This window comes from Granulicella mallensis (genome assembly GCF_014203225.1).
GTDB classification, from domain to species: domain Bacteria; phylum Acidobacteriota; class Terriglobia; order Terriglobales; family Acidobacteriaceae; genus Granulicella; species Granulicella mallensis_A.
Genome location: NZ_JACHIO010000039.1, coordinates 1 through 20,010, shown reverse-complemented (window position 1 = coordinate 20,010; position 20,010 = coordinate 1). Strand labels below are relative to the sequence as shown.

The 20,010-nt window shown below is 58.4% G+C and carries 14 protein-coding genes; 3 read left to right on the top strand and 11 right to left on the bottom strand.

Annotated features, from left to right (window positions below; translation table 11 throughout):
* Positions 1–185 precede the first annotated feature (185 nt).
* Positions 186–1,271 carry an MlaD family protein gene (locus HDF15_RS25275; RefSeq protein ID WP_184261187.1) on the bottom strand — a complete coding sequence of 362 codons (1,086 nt, stop codon included), beginning with the start codon at positions 1,269–1,271 and terminating at the stop codon, positions 186–188.
* A gap of 133 nt (positions 1,272–1,404) precedes the next feature.
* The gene (locus HDF15_RS25270) at positions 1,405–1,782 is read right to left on the bottom strand and encodes a holo-ACP synthase (RefSeq protein WP_184261183.1); all 378 of its coding nucleotides are present in this window, start codon (positions 1,780–1,782) and stop codon (positions 1,405–1,407) included.
* 80 nt (positions 1,783–1,862) lie between these two features.
* Between HDF15_RS25270 and HDF15_RS25265 the strand changes: the two genes are divergently transcribed.
* A complete protein-coding gene (locus HDF15_RS25265) occupies positions 1,863–2,579 on the top strand; it encodes an ABC transporter ATP-binding protein (protein WP_184261180.1) in 717 nt (238 codons plus the stop codon).
* Positions 2,580–2,627: 48 nt separating this feature from the next.
* Here HDF15_RS25265 and HDF15_RS25260 read toward each other — a convergent pair whose 3' ends face one another.
* Complete coding sequence (locus HDF15_RS25260; protein ID WP_184261177.1) at positions 2,628–4,580, bottom strand: hypothetical protein; 1,953 nt, start codon at positions 4,578–4,580, stop codon at positions 2,628–2,630.
* A gap of 164 nt (positions 4,581–4,744) precedes the next feature.
* Between HDF15_RS25260 and HDF15_RS25255 the strand changes: the two genes are divergently transcribed.
* Both HDF15_RS25255 and HDF15_RS25250 read left to right on the top strand, forming a co-directional pair.
* Positions 4,745–5,059: a helix-hairpin-helix domain-containing protein gene (locus HDF15_RS25255; RefSeq protein ID WP_184261174.1), complete on the top strand. Its 315-nt coding sequence runs from the start codon at positions 4,745–4,747 to the stop codon at positions 5,057–5,059.
* A gap of 137 nt (positions 5,060–5,196) precedes the next feature.
* The gene (locus HDF15_RS25250) at positions 5,197–5,937 is read left to right on the top strand and encodes a DUF4397 domain-containing protein (protein ID WP_184261170.1); all 741 of its coding nucleotides are present in this window, start codon (positions 5,197–5,199) and stop codon (positions 5,935–5,937) included.
* A gap of 105 nt (positions 5,938–6,042) precedes the next feature.
* Here HDF15_RS25250 and ahcY read toward each other — a convergent pair whose 3' ends face one another.
* The 8 genes from ahcY to HDF15_RS25215 form a co-directional block, all read right to left on the bottom strand.
* Positions 6,043–7,476, bottom strand: a complete 1,434-nt coding sequence (gene ahcY, locus HDF15_RS25245) for an adenosylhomocysteinase (protein WP_184261167.1) — start codon at positions 7,474–7,476, stop codon at positions 6,043–6,045.
* A 31-nt stretch (positions 7,477–7,507) separates the two neighbouring features.
* A complete protein-coding gene (locus tag HDF15_RS25240) occupies positions 7,508–7,870 on the bottom strand; it encodes a four helix bundle protein (protein WP_184261165.1) in 363 nt (120 codons plus the stop codon).
* 134 nt (positions 7,871–8,004) lie between these two features.
* Positions 8,005–9,156 (bottom strand): bifunctional DNA-binding transcriptional regulator/O6-methylguanine-DNA methyltransferase Ada, encoded by a 1,152-nt coding sequence (ada, locus tag HDF15_RS25235; RefSeq protein WP_311733210.1) that lies wholly within the window; start codon positions 9,154–9,156, stop codon positions 8,005–8,007.
* Positions 9,157–9,215: 59 nt separating this feature from the next.
* Positions 9,216–10,103, bottom strand: a complete 888-nt coding sequence (locus tag HDF15_RS25230; protein WP_184261159.1) for a transglutaminase family protein — start codon at positions 10,101–10,103, stop codon at positions 9,216–9,218.
* A 150-nt stretch (positions 10,104–10,253) separates the two neighbouring features.
* Complete coding sequence (gene metK / locus HDF15_RS25225) at positions 10,254–11,426, bottom strand: methionine adenosyltransferase (protein WP_014267719.1); 1,173 nt, start codon at positions 11,424–11,426, stop codon at positions 10,254–10,256.
* 179 nt (positions 11,427–11,605) lie between these two features.
* Positions 11,606–13,012: a hypothetical protein gene (locus HDF15_RS26120; protein ID WP_260331408.1), complete on the bottom strand. Its 1,407-nt coding sequence runs from the start codon at positions 13,010–13,012 to the stop codon at positions 11,606–11,608.
* Positions 12,982–15,165: a TonB-dependent receptor gene (locus HDF15_RS26115; RefSeq protein WP_260331406.1), complete on the bottom strand. Its 2,184-nt coding sequence runs from the start codon at positions 15,163–15,165 to the stop codon at positions 12,982–12,984. Before HDF15_RS26115 ends, HDF15_RS26120 begins: the two co-directional genes overlap by 31 nt.
* Before the next feature lie 735 nt (positions 15,166–15,900).
* Positions 15,901–19,680 carry a TonB-dependent receptor gene (locus HDF15_RS25215; RefSeq protein WP_184261156.1) on the bottom strand — a complete coding sequence of 1,260 codons (3,780 nt, stop codon included), beginning with the start codon at positions 19,678–19,680 and terminating at the stop codon, positions 15,901–15,903.
* Positions 19,681–20,010 lie beyond the last annotated feature (330 nt).

Below are 20,010 nucleotides of genomic sequence, written 5' to 3'. Positions count from 1 at the left end.
ACTGCTGCTTATCGTCGCCACGCATCTCTCTTCAATAATTTAATCAATAGAGAAGCGCAACTCCCTTTTTTCCGCAACCTGTGAAGCCATGCCCTACCGATGCTTGCCTCAGCAAATTATCTGCACCCTTCGACTACAAGACAAGAACAGTTCGCTGACAGGCGCCAGCGAGTTAGCGGGTGCCCCTAAAAGATCTTCAGGTGGATCGTCAGGTACTTCTTCGGGTCCTGGCGGATAGCGCCCACAAGATCGGTGCTCGACGTCAGCAGCTTGTTCAGGTTGGTATAGGCTGCATCGTCAGTCGCCAGTTTGCCGATGGTTCCGTGCCCCTGGTTGACGCCCTTCAGCAGATCGTCCAGGTTCGTGACCGTATCGTTCAGCTTTCTGGCAAACGCCGGGTCCTTCACCAGCAATCCCACGCCGCCCTTGCCGGCATCCGCCTCAGCCAGCAGCGAGTTAGTATGCACCAGCGTCGAGTTCAGGTTGTTGTAGAGCTGATCGTCGTTGAGCAGCTTCCCTGCCGAACCCTTGCCCGCGTTCAGGTTCGTGGCAATCGTGTCCAGCTTCGCAGCCGTATCGTTCAGCCGGTCGTAGAGCTGGTCGTCATGCATCAGCTTGCCGACAGAACCCTTGCCATGGTTGATATTCGCCGTCAGGGTGTGCAGTTCGTCGATCGTTTGCGTGGCCTTGTCATAAAGCTCGGGATCCTTGATCAGCTTGCCGACAGAACCCTGCCCACTCTGGATGGTGTCTACGATGTGGTCCAGCTTCGCCAGAATGACATTCACACTCTCGATCGTGCCCTGGCTGGCCTTCACCACATCCATCAGGTTGGGCGTTTCGAGCGTCTTCAACTCATCGCCATCCTGCAACTCCGGCCCATTGGCCGACTGGCTGTTGATGTCCACCACCGTGTCGCCGAGCACACCCACCGTCGACAGTGAGGCTCTTGAGTCCTTGCGCAGACTGCCGATAAACTTCGGGTCCAGCCGCATCAGCACGAAGACCGGCGTAAGCTTGCGCGCCGGGTCGGTGGAGATCAACACCTTCTTCACCTCACCGATGGTTACGCCCTCCAGGCTGACCGGCGCGCCCACCTTCAGACCGCCGGAGTTCTGGAAGAAGGTCTTGACCATCAGCTTCTTGCTGAAGGGGCTCATGCCCGAGGCACTGGTCATCAGAAACAGCAGGGTGCACAGCAGCGTGACCGAGACAAGCACGATCAGCCCCACCTTCAACTGTGACCACTTTACTTCCTGCTGACTCGGCATGGCACTCCTCGCATGACAACCGCTGGCTACTGCCGACTGGACGAATGGACTTGGCGGATGCGCGGATAATTTCCTTTATCGTAGCAGCGGCAGCGGTCTTTTTGGATGAGATGCACTGCGAAGAGGATGCGAGCTAATCTTCCGCAATCACAACCGCCATCGAAAGTTCCCGGGAATGCGTCAGGCTCAGCGACAGACGCCGTATCCCCAGGGCGCGTGCAATCTCCTCCGCACGGCCGCTCAGATACAGTTCGGGCCGCTGCCCGGGCTCGCGTTTCACCTCGAACTCGCGCCAGTTCACGCCACGGCTGATCCCCGTGCCCAGGGCCTTGGCCCCCGCCTCTTTGGCCGCGAATCGGGCCGCGAGGCTCTCAGCCGCATGTTTCTTCCTCGTGCAGTAAACGACCTCACCCGGGGTAAAGACACGCTGCAGGAAGGCCTCCCCGAAGCGCTCAACGCTGCGCGCGATGCGCGCGATCTCGATCATGTCCGTCCCAATGCCAATGACCATATAGTGCCAGCCTCCGCGTTTTCGAGTGTACGGCCAGACAACAACAACGACAAAAACGCCTCTGCGCTAAACTTGAGCCTGTGAAACCGATCATCGAAGCCAGCCACCTCGGCAAGACGTACCGCTCCGGCAAACTTGCCGTCCCTGCTCTTCGCGATGTCAGCTTTACTGTCGATCCAGGCGAGTTCGTCGCCATCGTTGGACCTTCAGGTTCGGGCAAGTCGACGCTCTTCTATGTCCTCGGCGGCCTTACCTCCCCGACCTCCGGCTCCCTGCTGATCCAGGGCCATGACTTTTCGCGACTCTCCGACTCCGAACGCACCAAGCTGCGCCGCGCCCACATCGGCTTTGTCTTTCAGCGCTTCAACCTGCTGCCGACGATCTCAGCCGCAGCCAACATCGAGCTGGCGCACGACATCTCCGCCTCCGGCAAGCCCTTCGATCATGAACTGCTCGACCATCTCTCCAAGCTGCTGAACATCCAGGGACGCCTGCAACACCGCCCCAATGAACTCTCAGGAGGAGAGCAGCAGCGTGTGGCCATCGCTCGCGCTCTCATCACACGTCCCGCGATTCTGCTGGCCGATGAACCTACCGGCAACCTCGATACCGTGAACTCCGATGCTGTCCTGGAGATGCTGCGGGCTTCCAGCCGCGAGATGAACCAGACCGTGCTGATGATTACCCACAACCCCGAAGCCGCACAGATCGCCGACCGCATCCTGTATATGCGTGACGGACAGATTGTAAAGATCGAAGCAGGCAGGGGACGCGTTGTGACTGCAGCCGCAGTCTGAGGCCTTCACGCCACGGGTGTGTCATCAAACTTTGTTCCAGATCAGAGATCATGGTCGAACCCCCAGCTTCCCAGCCGTAGTCTTGCTGCCGGCAGTGATGGGGGTAACCACAGGTGTAGCCACTCCCATCAACTCGGTGACGGTGCTATTGCTGTTGGCGATCCAGGCATTGCCTGAGCCGTCAATGGCAACGCTATTAGCACTGCTGATGCCGCTAAAGCTGTAGTAGGTGTAGATCGCGGATGCGCCAGAGCCCGTGATCTCGGTAATGCTGCTGCCCAAATCCGCTACCCACACACTGCCCGCGCCGTCGATGGCCAGTCCAGAGGGATGCCAGTCCTGACCGCTGCCGCTGTAAGTGATGCGGCCCGCACCTGCGCCGGAACCCGTGATCTCGGTCATGGAGCTGCTGACCTGATCCGTAACCCAAACGTTCCCCCCAGCGTCGACAGCGATGCCGACAGGATAGATCCCGGCGTTGTTGTAGCTGAAGTAGCTCGGGGTTGTGCCGGACACCGTAATATCGGTAACAGCGCTGGTTGAGCTGCCTGCATTGGCCGTGACCCAGGCGTTGCCCACGTCATCGAGGGCGATGCCTTCAGGGCCGAAACCACCGCCAGCACTGTAGAAAGCGTAGCTTGCGCTGGCGCCGGTGCCGATGATCTCGGTGACATTGCCGTTGTCACCCACGACCCAGACGTTCCCCGTGCCGTCGACCGAAAGGCTAAGGGGGCTGCCGCCAAAACCGTAGGGGGCGAGGACGCTGGCGCCGCCGTAGCTGGTAAAGTAACTCGCGGTCGAGCCGGAGCCAATAATCTCGGTGACAGTATTGCCGCTGGCGTTCGCGACCCAGGCATTCCCTAAGCCGTCGATAGCGATAGTACTGGGGTGGCTGATATGACCGCCGCTGTAGCTGAAGTAGTTCGCACTTGCGCCCGGACCTGTGATCTCGGTAACGCTGTTGCCACTGGAGTTCACAGCCCAGACATTGCCTGCGGCATCGATGGCAAGACCTGGGGGCTGAAGGGTGTATTGGAAGTTTAATCCGCCGCTGTAGTTGATACCCACCACCCAGGTAGAGGGCGCAACCGTTAGTGACGGGCTGAAGGGAGCAATGCTGGTGTTGAGAACGAAGAGTGCAGCGATATTGGCTGCGGTGGCCACGGGATGGTGGACAAGGTTGAGCATCGCCGTCGCCGTCTCGGTGGGCGTTGCCCCCGTGGCGGTTCCATCCGCGGTGGCCAGACTGAATAACGTGCCGCACGGGTCGCCGGAGGCGGTAGAGCCGTTCGTATTGACACAGCTTGCCAGGATATTGGCCAGGGTGTTGAGGGTAGCCGCTGGAACCGTGCCGGTGACGCCACTGCCGGAGCTCCCTGGCGTAGTCGCATTGGCCTGTCCGGTAGCGAAACTCGCAAGATTGCCTGCATTAGCTGCCGCATTCGTGAGCCCGGTCAAAGCCAGCGCGGTGCCGCTGGAGCTGAGATGGGTAGCGTCGGTCATGTAGCCACTGAACGCATAGGCCGCACCCACCGTGGTCACTTCATTGATCGATGCGAACGGGATACTGCTCAAGGAAGAACACGGTCCCAGAGCCGCCATGAGTGAGATCGCCGTATTGTTGGTTCCTGCGGCCATCCCTGGGTTGCCCTGCATCGCCAGCAGATACGTCACCGGGTTTCCGGCAGGGCAGGTGAACTCGCCGTTGAGGTTGAAACCGCCGGTAGCATCGCTGAGGAAGTAGTTTCCGTAATCAGGATCCGAGCCGTCACCAGCGGTCAGCAGATTGATAGAGGACTGTCCATAGCCGCCGGGATTGGCGGCAAAGAGGAAGACATGAGCCCCGGAGATGGGCTGCTGGCCCCCATGGATTACACCCTTGAATTGGGCTGTAACCTGGGTGGGGCTATTGGCTGAATGGCCAAAGTCGGTAGAACAGCCGCTCAGCAGCGCACCGGCTAGAAAAAAACACGGTATCGCAAAACAGGTGGAAACCCGCATCAGGCCCTCCCGGATGGAAACGAATAGCGCATTCATCCTATGCCCAACATCGAGCTACTGGGCATTTAAAATGCAATTGAATTCTTTTATTTATTTGCGGGATGCCAGTTTCCCAGTATGCTGGACGACCAGCACCATCAACTCAGTTCCGGAGAGACCTCACGATGCGCACCTTTCGTCGAATCGCAGCTATTGTCGCCCTCGCCACTGCCGCTACCTTCTCGCTGGCGCAGCCTGCCGCCGCACCTCAGGCCAAGCCTGCAACTTCCGCCACCGCCAGCACGGACCTGTTGGATATCAACACCGCCACCGCCGACCAGCTCAAGGCTCTGACAGGAGTCGGCGACGCCTATGCCAAGCGCATCATCGCAGGCCGTCCCTATACCGCAAAGAATCAGCTCGTTACAAAAGGCATCCTGCCGCAGGCGACCTACAACAAGATCGCCAGTCAGATCATCGCCAAAAAGCCCGGCAAATAGCTCCGCCGGACCTGTTTTGAACGGGTGGGATTTCAGCCCCATCCGTTCGAAACAACGCCAATTCCGCCCAGAATCGGATAGAGTGGAGGGAGTCCTCCCTCTGCGCTGGAGTCTGTTCGCGACTGGACCTTTGACTGATGGCCACGACATCGCCTCATCCTGGAAGACCGGTACCCCGGCGCAGCGCACTCGTGTTGCTGCTGGCGGGCCTTGGCCTGTCCGGTTGCCAGAGTATCGATATCAATGCCACGCACGCCGCACAGGTTCGCGTAATCGTTGCCACACCCGACTCACCGGCCCAGGACTTCTACCAGAACAGCTCTGGCCTGGCCTACAATCTCGGCTTCGGCACGGTGACCTCCTACGTGCCGCTCCCCGCCGGAGCCTATACGCTCTCCTCAGCCAAGGCCAACACCAATCAGACGCTCGTCTCGGCTAAGGCCACCTTCGGCAGCACCAAACAGTACACGGTGATCGTGGGCAACAGCCTCGCCAATATGCAGGAGACCGTCCTGCAGGACCAGTCGCAGCCCGCACCCGCCGGTGAAGTCTCACTGCGCTTTGTCCAGCAGGCTACGCATGTAGGACCTGTGGACGTCTACCTCATCCCCAGCGGCGGCAAGCTGGCGGCGACCTCGCCCGTAGCGACCAACATCGACTTCAACAGCAATTCGGGCTACATCAACGTCCCTGCCGGAACCTACGCGATTGCTGTCCTGCCCGCGGGCACAACGCCCGTGCCAACGACGGTCACGCTGCATACCAGCACCCAGGTCACCTACACCTCCGGCTCCGCCCGCACCATCGTCTTCATCGACCAGCCGGTCGCAACAACCCCAGGTGTTCAGGCTGTCGTCGCCGACGACTACGATCAGTGAGGCAGAGTGTAGAGAATAGAGTGTAGAGGATAGAGAAAAGCCGAAGCCACTGAACTCTCAGTGGCTTCGGCTTTTTGTCTACACTCTATCCTCTACACTCTGCTTTTAGTACCTGTAGTGATCCGACTTGTAAGGCCCCTCAACCGGCACACTCAGGTAATCCGCCTGCTTCTTGGAGAGGGTCGTCAACTTTACGCCGATCTTCTCCAGGTGCAGACGCGCGACCTCTTCGTCCAGCTTCTTCGGCAGGACGTACACACCCACCTTGTAGGTGTCCTTGTTGGCCCAGAGATCGAGCTGCGCAAGCGTCTGGTTGCTGAAGCTGTTGGACATCACGAAGCTCGGATGACCCGTCGCACAGCCCAGATTTACCAGGCGGCCTTCGGCGAGAACGAAGATCGAGTTGCCCGTGTCGAAGGTGTACTGATCGACCTGCGGCTTGATGTTGGTCTTCTTCGCATCCTTCGCGCCGTCGAGCTCCGCCATCTGGATCTCGTTGTCGAAGTGGCCGATGTTGCAGACGATGGCCTGATCCTTCATCTGGCGCATGTGCTCCAGCGTGATGATGTCCAGGTTGCCGGTGCAGGTGACATAGATGTCTCCGCGGCCCAGCGTCTCTTCGATCGTCGTGACCTCATAGCCTTCCATCGCAGCCTGGAGAGCATTGATCGGATCGACCTCTGTGACGATAACGCGCGCACCGAGTCCGCGCAGCGAAGCTGCCGACCCCTTGCCCACATCGCCATAACCGCAAACCACAGCCACCTTGCCCGCAACCATTACGTCCGTTGCACGCTTGATGCCGTCGACCAGCGACTCACGGCAGCCGTACAGGTTATCGAACTTGCTCTTGGTCACCGAGTCGTTCACGTTGATGGCCGGCACCAGCAGTTTGCCCTGCTCCATCATCTTGTAGAGGCGGTGAACGCCGGTAGTCGTCTCTTCCGAGACGCCACGCCACTCCTTGGCAACGTTGTGCCAGCGCTGCGAATCTTCAGCGAGCACGCTCTTGAGCAGCTTCTGGATGACCTCTTCTTCAACCGAGCCAGCCTTGCCGTCAACGAAGCTGCGGTCACCATCCTCAAGCTCATAGCCCTTGTGGATGAGCAGCGTTACATCACCGCCGTCGTCGACGACGAGCTGCGGCCCCAGGCCACCTTCATGGCGCAGGGCCTGATCGGTGCACCACCAGTACTCATCGAGAGTTTCGCCCTTCCAGGCGAAGACCGGGACACCTGCCGCAGCAATAGCCGCTGCCGCGTGGTCCTGCGTGGAGAAGATGTTGCAGCTTGCCCAGCGCACGATCGCGCCAAGAGCAACGAGGGTCTCGATCAGCACGCCCGTCTGAATCGTCATGTGCAGCGAGCCGGTGATGCGTACACCCTTGAGCGGCTGGCTCGGCGCATACTTGCGGCGAATCGACATCAGGCCGGGCATCTCTGCTTCGGCGATGGTGAGCTCTTTGCGTCCCCACTCTGCCAGACTGATATCCGCTACCTTGTACGCTGTTGTTGCCTGATCCAATATCGCTGTCGCCATCTGTTCTCCTTAGAAACCGACCTATAGGATATCAAGCGGACACTCTCTGCGGTGTTTTAATCACGCCGGAAAGCATCTTGCGGACCTCGATCACGTCATGCTGCAAGCTGTCATAGGTTGCCGGTTCGAGGAACTGGAGATCGCGGGCCAGCAGAAGCTGATATTCGATCTCGACACCCATCGCCCGTGCTTGCTGCAATGCGTGAATGTATTCGGCATGCTCATCGCGCCCGCAACCCTCCGCAATCTTCATCGTCAGATGGGCCGCACCCCTGCGTAGCGTCGCTGCCAGTCCGAAGGTTTCTGTCTTGGGAAACGTCTCCGAGATGCGATACACGTTCAGCGTAAAGGCGTGCGCTTTATGCCACACGTCCAGATAACGAAAGTCCCTCAAGCACTCTCTCCGGTTCCAACAGGATTTCTGTCAGCATAGAGCAACGAGGTATCAAGCTACGAATTCCTCGTCGCTCAATACCTCATGGCTCTACGCTGAAAAATACCCCGCGATGCACCGGGACCACCAACACTTCAAATAGCGCGCTCGATCTCCAGCAACTTCTTCTTCCGCGCAGTCCCCCAACGATACCCGGTAAGCTTTCCATCCGCCCCAACCACGCGATGGCAGGGCACCACCACCGCCAGAGGATTCGCCCCACAGGCCGTGCCTACAGCCCGCACTGCCTTTGGAGACCCCACTGCCTCGGCAATCTGGGCATAGGTGCGCGTCTCGCCGCGAGGAATCTCGGTCAAGGCACGCCACACACGCTGCTGAAACGCCGTCGCCCGCACATGAAACGGTAACGCAGCGGCATTAGCGTTCTCGTCGAGACGAGCCAGCACGAAGCTGACAGCCTCGGTCAGTTCTTTATCATCGCGCCGCAGAACGGCCTGCGGAAACCGCTCGCGCAGGTCGACCGCCGCTTCCACATCGGAGTCCGCAAACAACACCGCGCACAAGCCACGGTCCGTTGCGGCGACCAGCACTCGCCCCAGGGGTGAATCCGCGATGGCATAACGAATCGTCTCGCCCGCGCCGCCTTCCTTCATCGCCGTCGGAGTCATGCCCAGCGTTGCATCGGCATCTTCGTACACTCTGCTCGACGAACCGAATCCTGCTGCATAAACTGCGTCCGTCACCGGCGAGCGCGAGTTGCGCGGCGTACGTACCTCTTCGCGGAAGCGCTCCTTACGCTGTGCCCGGGCGAACTCACCGGGAGTTACACCGAGCACCCGCTTGAATCCACGCAGCACCGCAAACTTACCAACACCAGCCGCAGCCGCAAGGTCTTCAAGCGACGTGCGCTGGCCTGCATGTTCACTCAGAAAGTCGGCGGCAGCCGCAATCGCTTCTGCCTGCGGATCGGCCTTAGGAGCAACGGTTTGCGGCTCGCAGCGCAGGCACGCGCGAAAGCCTGCTGCTTCAGCCGTAGAGGCATTGGGAAAGAAGCTGACGTTCTTGCGCTCGGGCCTGCGGCTCGGGCAACTCGGACGGCAATAGACGCCCGTCGATTTAACCGCATACACAAACTGCCCGTCGGCAGACGCATCCCGCGCCAGCACCTGCTGCCAGGCCTTGCCCGCAAATACCGAAGGCACGCTTGCTTTGCCGTTCCCCTTGTTGGTCTTACCCATGTCTTCGATTCCCGTTATCGTCGCTATTGTCCAACTTGTCGTCGCCATGTAAGTATCCTGCAACGTACACGCGCTGTGCCACACTCCGTGCGTTGCAGGCAAACTTCTTAGGCTGCGGGCTTCTCACTCTTCGCCGGCTTGCCGCCGGGCAGAGGCACCAGGTTGCCCTGCTCATCGAGTTCGTTCGACTCCACATAAAAGTGCTTGAGATCCGCACGTCCGAAACTGGTTGTGATCGCGACATCGGCTGCATCGCGACCGACCGCCATCAGAATGCGCCCGGGACGAGGCTTGTTATGGCGTGCGTCCACATTCCACCATCTGCCATCGAGCCACACCTGATACCACGCATGGAAGTCACCCGGCCCCGTGTACGGAATGCGAATGTCTCCAAGCTGTCCCATCACGTAGCGCGCGGGAATATTCATGCAGCGCGTCAGCGTAATCGCGAGATGCTGAAAGTCGCGGCAGACACCCACGCGTTCCGTAAAAACATCCATCGCCGTCTTGGTCGAGCGCGCGGTCTGATAGTTGAAGGCGACCTTCCAATTCACCCAATCGCGAATCGCCGCAACCCGTTGCCACCCCGGAAGCGTGTAACCGAAGAGGTCCTGCGCGACGCCGCCAAACAGGTCGACCTGACAGTAGCGGCTGGCCAGAAGAAACTGCAGTACCTCTGGCGGCAGATCTTCGACCGGGCTCTGCCGCGCCTGGAAGGGCTGTGCGTCAGGCTCGGCATCTATCGAAAGAGTATTGCAGCCACTAAGCCGAATCCGCCCAGCTGGCGCGGCAAACCGCGAGCAGCGATTGCCGAAGGCATCGAGAAACTCTTCGACCAAAAGCTCGGTGGGAGCTTCGCCTTCGAAGTGTTCCACCTTGAGGGCATCCCCAGTCATCAGCCCCGATTCCAGGGTCGGATGCACGTGCAGCAAGGCGAGCATCGGCGTCGCTTCAGGAAGATGGAACTGGATATCGAACTCAGATTTGAGAAACATAGCGAAGGCCCCCGCGACGGTATTTCAGATTGCGGGACACACACGTCGCCTTATTTAGCTAGATGCGTTCGTCGCGTGTGAGGCTGTACCGGCAAAATAGCAAACGGGCGAACCTTCCGGCTCGCCCGTTTGCATTTTCTGCTGGAAGATCTACTTCGCTGCCAATTCGGCTACAGCACCAGCCTTCAGTGCGGCTGCCTTGTCGGTGGCTTCCCAGGTGAAGGTGTCGCCGGTACGGCCGAAGTGGCCATAAGCTGCGGTCTTCTTGAAGATCGGACGGCGCAGGTCCAGGCTCTCGATGATGCCCTTCGGCGTCAGCTTGAAGTTCTCGCGCACCAGCTCAACCAGACGCGGCTCGCCGATCTTGCCTGTTCCAAAGGTGTCCACACGAATGCTGACCGGATCGGCGACACCGATCGCATAGGCCAACTGCACCTCGCAACGGTCTGCGAGACCGGAGGCCACAATGTTCTTCGCGATGTAGCGCGCCATGTACGCGGCCGAGCGATCAACCTTGGTCGAATCCTTACCCGAGAACGCTCCGCCACCATGACGGCCCATGCCGCCGTAAGTGTCGACGATGATCTTGCGTCCGGTCAGACCGGAGTCGCCCATCGGTCCGCCGATAACGAAGCGGCCCGTCGGGTTGATGTGGTACTTGGTGTCCGCGTCCAGCAACTCGGCAGGAATAACGGCCTGGATCACGTGCTCCAGAACCTCAGCCCGCAGCTGCTCGTTGCCGACTTCCTCGGCGTGCTGGGTCGAGATAACGACCGCATCCACACGAACCGGCTTGTGGTTGGAGTCATACTCCACCGTAACCTGGCTCTTGCCGTCAGGCCGCAGATAACCCATCTTGCCCGACTTGCGGACTTCGCTGAGCTTCAGTGCCAGCTTGTGCGCCAGCGAGATCGGGGTCGGCATCAGCTCTGGGGTCTCGTTGGTGGCGTAGCCGAACATCATGCCCTGGTCGCCGGCGCCGCCGGTATCCACGCCCTGAGCGATGTCGGGCGACTGGCGGTTGATCGTAGAAATCACCGCGCAGGTGTTCGAATCGAAGCCCTTGAGCGCGTCGTCATAGCCGATTTCCTTGACCGTATCGCGCACCACTGTCTGGAAGTCAACATAGGCCTTCGTGGTGATCTCGCCGGCAACAACAACGAGGCCGGTGCAGGTCAGGGTTTCGCAGGCTACACGGCTGTAGGGGTCCTGCGCGAGGCAGGCGTCGAGAATCGCATCTGAAATCTGATCGGCGATCTTATCGGGATGGCCTTCGGTAACAGACTCACTGGTGAAGAGAAAACGGTCGGTTGATGTAGACAAAGCGTGAAGCTCCTTGAGTCAGATAGCCGGACCCGCCTTGCGCCCCCTCTCAGGAGGCGCCGGACGCCCGACGACCGGCTGTTTCACCGCACACGCTCGCGAGGTTTGCGAGCAGATTTGGCACACTCCGGTCGTTCCATCAGAGCCGAAATGAATCGGTTAGGCGGAACCTGTCTATTCTACCTGCACATCCATCCCCGGCCAAAGGCGAACATCCAGCCGTCGAAATTCGGCCCTGAAAGGCGCCAGGGGCCATCCAACGGAAAAAGGGCGCCCGCCGAAGCGGACGCCCTGGAATGCATACCAACCTCAATCCTGCTTTCGAAGCGGTATTTGGCCGAGAACTGGAACTGTCTTGCAGGGGAAAGCGAGGCCGTGATCTGACCAAAGGTGGTGCTGCTCACGGAGGCGGCCGGCTCTGCATAACTCACGATATTGAACGCATTGAAGGCATCTACGCGGAACAGGATGACCTGCTCCTTATAGGTCCTGAACTCTTTGAACAGGGACATATCGATGATGCGGTATCCCGGCGCACGCTCGGTGTTTACATGGGCGGTGCCGAACGTATTGGTAAGGTCCGGGCCATAGGCGCATGGCTGTCTTACGCCATTGACGACCTGCGCGCCCGTGCATGGGACCGCGGAAGGATCGGTACCAAACCAGTGGAGCAGGCTGCGGTTCCGAACGATCAACGGACCGTATTGATTGGCACGGGCCGTGGAGTTGTTGGTGTTGGATACGTTCGTGCTGGTGATCGTCACCGGAAAACCGGAGTACAGGATGGCGTCTCCGGAGAGCTTCCAACCGCCGATCGCTTCATCCAGCAGACGGTTCCAGTGAGCGCCGAACTGCCTGCCATGTCCAAACGGCAGTTGATAGACAGCCGTAAAGTTGACAGCGTTCCGTGTATCGAAACCCGAGACACCGTAATCTCCATGCGGATCATAGACGTTTTGAGGAAATACGCTTGCGCCATCCACACCGGAAACGCCGTAGAAACCCGGATTGTTGGTCATGGATTTGGACCAGGTGTAGTTGAAGGTGTATTCCAGCCCATTGTTCTGCTGGTGGCGAATCGTCGTCTGCATCGCGTTGTAGTTCGAGTAGCCCTCGGACTGCGTGAGATAGACGAGCCCTCCTGCGCCAACGAGATTGAAGTACGGGCTCGAAGACGGCACATTCGGCGTCGTGTATTGATTGATGTTCTCGGGAACGATCAGGTGCTGCCCCAACTGTCCGACATAGGCAATCTGGGCAGAGGTCTTGCTGTTGAGCAGGAACTGAGTCGTGAGATTGAACTGTTGGATCAGAGCCGGGCGCAGCCGATGAGACCAGGCTTCGTAGCGCGTGCTGGATACCTGAACGTTGCCCGGAGCCTGGGCGAATCCGTTCTCCACCGGCGTCGGGGTGCCGCCAGAGGTTGCGGTCGGAGTCAAACCCGTGTTCGAAAATTGAAAGATGAACGGAGCATTCTGCGAAAGGCGAAGATTGGCTCCTGTGCCTTCGAGATCGTCTGTAATGCCATAGCCGCCGCGGATCACCACGCCCGGATTCATCTGGTAGGCGAAGCCGATGCGCGGCATCCATCCCGCATAAAAGGATTGTACAGGGCACGGCTATTGCCGTTTTGTCCTGCAAACTCCAGGCAGTTCGGGCAGGAGGCAGGATTGTCGGTATTGACGTTAACTTCCTTGTTGTTGACCTCGTAGATGGGCTGATCGTAGCCGTAACGAAGACCCAAGTTCAGGGTAAGGTTCGGCAGGATCTTCCAGTCATCCTGTGCATAGAACGCCAGGCGGTATTGACGCTGTCCAACACGCCCGGAGACACCACTCACGCCCTGTGACGACGAGTCGTCCAGAACAAAGTCCGCATAACCATAGCCGGTAGTCTTGGGGCCATTCGCAACCGCGGCTGTAGCGTTCTTGGTGAAAGCACCGTTATAAGAGAACTGTCCGAGAACGCCATTGGTGCTGGGATAGTAGTTGTTCTGCTGATAGCGAAGAATCTCAGCACCGACCTTGATGATGTGTTTGCCGCGCAGCCAAACGACATTGTCGCCATAGTCGAAGGTGTTGTCGTAATAAGTCGTGCCCGCGCCCTTGGTTCCGATGTTGCTCTCCGAGCTGGAGAAGTTCATCAGGCTGAAGCCGGAATAAGGCTGGTTGGCAAAGGGTATGCCGACTGTCGCATCGCCAGCCGTGCCGAATAGACCCGTGGAATCGATCGGAGCGCCCTGGAGCCACGCTACGCGCGTGTAGCCGGCACGGAACTCGTTCTGCAGAGCACTCGTGAAGGTGTGAACTTCGTTGATCACTCCACCGATGAAGGGGTAGTCATCTCCTCCTGGAAAGGTGATGGGCAGCACGGTCTTCGGAGTCGCGTCCCAGGCATCTCCCATGGAAAAGCGAGCGTTGATGCTGTCTTTCGTTCCCAGGACGTAGTCGATGCGCGTATCACCCTGGTTGTTGACCGTGACCGTCTTGGAAGAGCCGATATAGTTTCCCGCGTCGGGCGATGACGTTGGAGAAGAAAGAGTGTGGTTCGGCAGAGGATAGATCTCCGGATGCGTGAACAGGAACTTCGCTACAGGGTTGAGAATCGGAATCTGATTGTTGACGTACGGCGTTACAGGACTAAGTCCGTTGTGCGTGTCATAGAGTTGCACATAGTTGGCGGGAAGAAGCCCTGTATTTCCTGATCCCAGAAATTCGGAGAAATCGCCCATGCGCATTCTGGCGGTTGGCACGGTAGCCGTTGCAGAGCCTCCGGCGCTGTTTCTGTAGCCTTCATAGTCCACAAAGAAGAAGAGCTTATCTTTATAAATCGGACCGCCGAACGTCGCGCCGAACTGGTTCTGATGAAAGAAACCTTTGGGGGTATGGTTGTAGTTATTGCTCCAGAGGTTCGCCGTCAGGTCCTGATTCTCATAAAATGAGTACAGGCTGCCGTGGAACTTATTCGTTCCCCCTTTGGTCACCATAATGACTTCGCCACCATTGACGTTGCCATACTCGGCACTGGCATTGCCGGTAATGACCCGAATCTCCTGCAGAGCCTCAGGCGCGGGGTTGTAGCCGATCTCGTTATTCAGGGTCTCGTTGATCTCAGCGCCGTCGAGAACATAGTTGTTCGTCTGTTGACGGTTCCCGTTGAAAGAGGGGATGGTGCCCGGACTTGTGTCGCGCTCCGTGCCGCTGGTACCGCCGACGAGGTCATAGGTGGGATTCACCGCGCCAGCTACGAACATAGTCGCCGCAGAGAAGTTCTGACCGCTCAGCGGAAGACTTTCCAGCGTGTTCGCGGTAATGGTCGTTCCAAGGGCAGAGTCCTGGGTCTGGAGCACAGAACCGGAGTCGGCAGCGACATCGACGGTCGTAGTGACTTCGCCGACCTGGAGCTTCAAGTCGATCTTGGCAATCTGATCGATCTCCAGCGTGAAGGGACGATCCTCGGTAACACTGAAGCCAGGTTTGGTAGCCGAAACCACGTAGGTGCCGATGGGCAAAACCTGAAGATTATAGGTACCGCTGCGGTCTGTGCGGGTGGTCGTCACGACGTTGGTATCGACATTGCGGGCCATGATCTTTGCATCCGCAACAGCCGCTCCGCTCTGGTCCACAACGAGACCGCGAATCGACCCTGTTACCGTCTGCGCCCGAGCTACATGACAAACGCTGGCAAGCACCAGCAGCATTACGACCCATACGGTGCAACACTTGAAACGCGTCAACATAAAAAGGCTCCTCTAAAATCCCCGACAGCTTCTTGCAAAAGCTCTACCAACGTCGCACCCTGATCCCATGCAAACTACGACCAGAGAATCCTCGGCTCCGCCAGAACCGGCACATATCCTGCGCAAAAGCGCCGTCTCGGCATTGCTCGTAAACCTGGCGACCGGCCACTTCATCCGGTCCTCCGGTCTTCCCCTCAACACCTCACTTCAGCAATTAGGAAATAAAAAGATGCCGCCGCTGAGATCCGGGAGAATCACTGGCTGCGCTGGTCTTCTGATTACGGATTGCCGCAAATCCAGGTTCCGTTTTGCTGAAATGAAGAATCCATTATGCGCTGAAATTGTTTTCCCTGCGATTTTCTTTCAGGAAGGAATCAGCAGTTTTACCTGTCAACACAGAGGATTGGCCCAAAGAGCTGTCGAATAAAAGAACATGCGGACAGGCGATAAACAATACAGCGCGAAGCGCGTTTCCTGACGCTTTAGCGTCAGGGAGACGGAGGGAGCCGTAGCCTTTAGGCTACGGAATAACGGGCAAGCAAGAATCGGGCTTTAGCCCTGGGCCTTTTGTTCGCAGCCGAAAGAAGGCCCGGGCCTAAAGGCCAAATTCTTCCGAGTCTTGATTCCGTAGCCTAAAGGCTACGGCTCCCTCCGCACCGCGACGCTAAAGCGTAACGGTTTGCGCTTCGCGCTGTTGGCAATGCCATCATTCTTCGATGGAGGAACGGCTCATCCCTAGAAATCCAGCCGCAGACCAAACTGCATACGCCGGTAAGTGGAGACCGTTGAGTTATAGGCGCCGAAGGCCTGGTTGGCGATATGCGCGGTCAATCCATTCCCGCTGACATCGAAGCGAGCAGAGTTGGTGACGTTATAAACCTCAGCCGCAAACCTGAGCTTTACCCTGCTCCCCATATTCCAGCTCTTGGTGAGTGACGAGTCGATGTCGAAGATACCGTCTCCGCGGAAGTTATTGCGCTGCCCGGCCTCACCCGCATAAGGAAGCCGAACGGGACCGTTGCCGGTGTAAATGCCGCTCGTAATTGCACTGGTGGTAGCGGCATCGAAGACGTGGGGAATTCCGGCGACAAAGTTTTTCTTCGTATTGACGTTGCCCACTTTGAACGCAAAGCCTGGATCGTTATAGTTCGTCGGGAACGCGGGAGAGTTCAGAGTGAAGGGCAATCCGCTGGTCCAGCGAGCAAGCCCCGACCACTGCCACCCTCCAATGAAGGCGTCCACCATGTGGTTCGAGCCGCCGAGCAAAGCCCTGTCGCGCCCGACGGGCAGGGCGTAAACCCAGTCCCCGGTAATCAGGCTACGGGTGTCGAAGTCCGAAGGACCCTTGTTGAGCTTGGGGTTCCAGGTGTTCTGAATCGCGAAGTTGGTATACGAACCGTCCGTGTTCCCTTCCTGGCTGGCGCGCTCCGTCTCGGAGCCCATATCGAGCGACTTGGAGAAGGTGTAGCTGGCGTCAATCGTCAGGCCGTGCGAAGCAGGATGGCGGAGCGTGAACTGCAGAGCATTGTAGGAACTGGTGCCGATGGAGTCCCACGCGTAGAGCGAGGAGAACTGGCTGCTCCAGAAGCGGGATTGCGCAGGGCCGTTGGCGAAGCAACTGCACACCATGTTCTCCAGCAGCGCGAGAGAGAAGGTCTCACCGTTGGTATAGCGCTCGGGAGCCCACGTGTTATTGAAGACTGCCTGGGTGGCACTCTCTCCCGGATAGTCGAGCCCCTTCATGTAGGAAAAGACATTCTCAAAATACGGAATAGACGCCAATTGATTGTTCGCCTTTTGCGTACATCCCGCCGGACAATCATGGTATTTGACTACTGCAGAAGGCGCAGCATCCACTGCGGCAGAGAGCTTGGCGGCAGCGGTGAAGTAATCGCCACCCCCTTGAGGGTCTACGTAGTTAACCGGTTCCGCCAAGTCGATCTGCTGGAGGAGATGACGTCCGAGGCGTCCGACGTAAGCCTCCTCAAAGACGAAGCCCTTGGGGAATTCGTGCTGAATCGAGACATTGAAAGCCTCGGCATAGGGAGTCTTGAGGCGGTTGTCGAGACCCCATTCGATCCCGAATCCATCGGCCGGAGGCGTGAACGGAAAGGATTGCGTCGGGGAAAGGGCCGGCAACGGAATATTGGGAAGGTTGTGTGGGCCGGTAAAGCGGGGAGCGGTCTCAAAGCCCAATTCTCCTGCCTGGTTGGAGGTGAAGGCGCTAACACCGAAGGAGCCTTCCTGGTCAAAGGAGTTTACGAGGGCCTCGCCGTAGTGGTCGAAGTACATGCCGAAGCTGGCCCGGATGGACGTCTTGGGATCGGGCGCGAAGACCACCCCGATACGAGGAGCGAAGTTGGCCTTCTGCTTGGGCCAGTAACCCGGCTTTCCATTGGCCTTACCGGCTGGTGCAAACGAGATCAAAGGCTCGTAGATCTGGCCCTGCTGTGCGGCGGATTCGCGCTCCTTGTACCAGGCATCGGTATCGATGGTGGGAGCGACCTGCTGGCCATTGGTCTCATAGGGAGTCTGCAAGATGGTATGCCGCACGCCAAAGGTAAACGTCAGGTTGGAACGGGCGTGCCAGGTGTCCTGCAGAAAGTATTCGAACTCGTTATCGCGGAAGCTCTTATTGACGAAGCCGCCATCGGGTATGGCCGTGGCGGAGTTGGGACCGGTGACCTGGTAGTTGTAGAAGTTCGTAAGCTCCGGAACCACTCCCATCAGGCTGCTGTAGGCAGACATCCAGGAATTCGTAAAGTTCGCGTTGAGGCCGCCGGCCGGGAGCGGCAAGGTAGAAGCGTTGGCATAGGCGGGATTGGTCTCGGCACTGTCAAAGGAGTTCGCATCGGTACCGTGCTGGTTAGTAATCATGCGCCAGTTGCCGCCAAACGCAAAGGTGTGCGAGCCCTTGTTCCAGTTCAAGGTGTCGGTGATGTTGTTCACCGGGACGTGAAGGATGGTGTTGCGGGTCAGCGCTGTGGGTTGGGTAAGTCCAACGACAGTAACGTAATCGCCAGATCCCTGGCCGCTGACCTGGTATCCCTGGCGAATATAGCCATAGCGCAGGTCATTGACGATCCGGGCAGTAGGAATCCAGGTGTAACCGGCGGAGATCCCTTTCGTGTTGTCGTCGGTGTAGCTGGCAGCAGGCTGCCCAGGAAGATTCTCCGGTGCGGACGTCGTGTCCTTCTGCAGGTTTCCACGAACGAAGATATGGTTCGCACCGTTCGGGTTGTAGTCGATCTTGAGGATGCTCGTATTGAGAGTCGAAGGCGCCGGCGACGTAAAGATATACGCGCCGCTGTTGAGTCCATCGCCAAGAATGGGATTCGACGTAGGCGCAACGGCAGGCACGTTCGCGTAGTAGGCGAGGATGGCAGCATTGGCCCCGGGGCCCGCAGGGCAGACCGGCGCTCCATTGAACGTATTGCCGGTGCAGGCCGAGTCCAGCTTTGCAACCTGCGGGGCAGTCAAAGTCTGGACATTCCCATTGAGGTCGGGGTAACTCAGTTCCCCCTGCATGAAGGTCGTGGTGGGCACCGTGTCCTTGACGACCGCATCGATGGCCTGGCGCTGTCCTTCGTAGTTGAAGAAGTAGAAGAGTTTGTCCTTCTTGATGGGCCCGCCGATGCTTCCGCCAAAGGTGTTCAGAACATACTTCTGGGGGATGTTCGGCTGTGCCGGCGAAGTAGCCAGTTGGTCGTACTTGTTGAAGAAATCGTTTGCGACAGTGTTCGTAGGGCGGTAGTACTCATAGAGCGCGCCGTGATACTGGTTGGTTCCGGACTTGGTGACCAGGTTGATCTGAGCGCCGGAGGAGCGGCCTGCCTCAGCCGTACCGTTGGAGGTCGTGACGCGGAACTCCTCGGTGGAATCGAGGGTAGAGCGCAGGATGCCGGTAAAGGCTGTGCCATTGATCTGATCGTTGTCATCCAGGCCGTCCAGGGTGATATTGCCCTGGTCCGAACGGCCTCCTGCAACGGAGCCCTGGCGGCTATCGGCAGTGCTCGCAGTCTGTCCCAGGTAGAGCACGCCCGGCTGCAGGCTGAGCAGGGAGACAGGGTTACGGCCCTCCATCGGCAGTGCCTGGATCGTGGTGTTGCCGACGGAGTTGCCCATGCTGGCATCCGTAAGATTGAGGGTTTGGGTGGCCGCGCTGACGTCCACCGTTACGGTGTCGGACTTTACGCTGAGGGTAAAGTCGATGGTGGCCGGCTGGTTGACGAGCAGTTCGGCAGTCCGGTTCTGCGGAGCAAAGCCACCGGCAGTAAGGGTGATGAGGTAGTGCGCCGGAGCGATGACCGGAAAGATGTAAAAGCCGGAGGCATTGGTGACCGCACGATAGGTATTGTTGGTCGCATTGTCCAGAAGCGTAACGGATGTGCCTGGAACCAGTGCACCGCTCGAATCCTTCACTACCCCTCGCAGTGAAGTCGTTGCGGTTTGAGAAACGGCGCTAACCGTAAAAAGACAAATCAACACCAGGACAACTGCACGAACACCACCCATCAAAAAACCCCTCCAGAGAGATAACGGTCAAGCAGCGTGTTGCCGCGCCTCTTTAGAAATGAGTTTGACAAAAATGCAGTAGATACACCAGGGCTACCGGGGGCGCGTGCTGCTCAATCATGAACCTTTGAAAGATAGAGACGTACGCCAACGGGAAATTGACGCAGGCTCGTTCTCAGGTGACAGGCAGGGCCTTCAGTCTCTAGATTCTTGCTTTGAAAGGGCGGGGCTTCAGCTGTCTAGTCTCCAGACATCCTTTACAGATTGTCTCCAGACATCCTTTACAAGTTGAGGAAGTTTGCCGGGCATGGCTCCACGATCGTGGAGCCA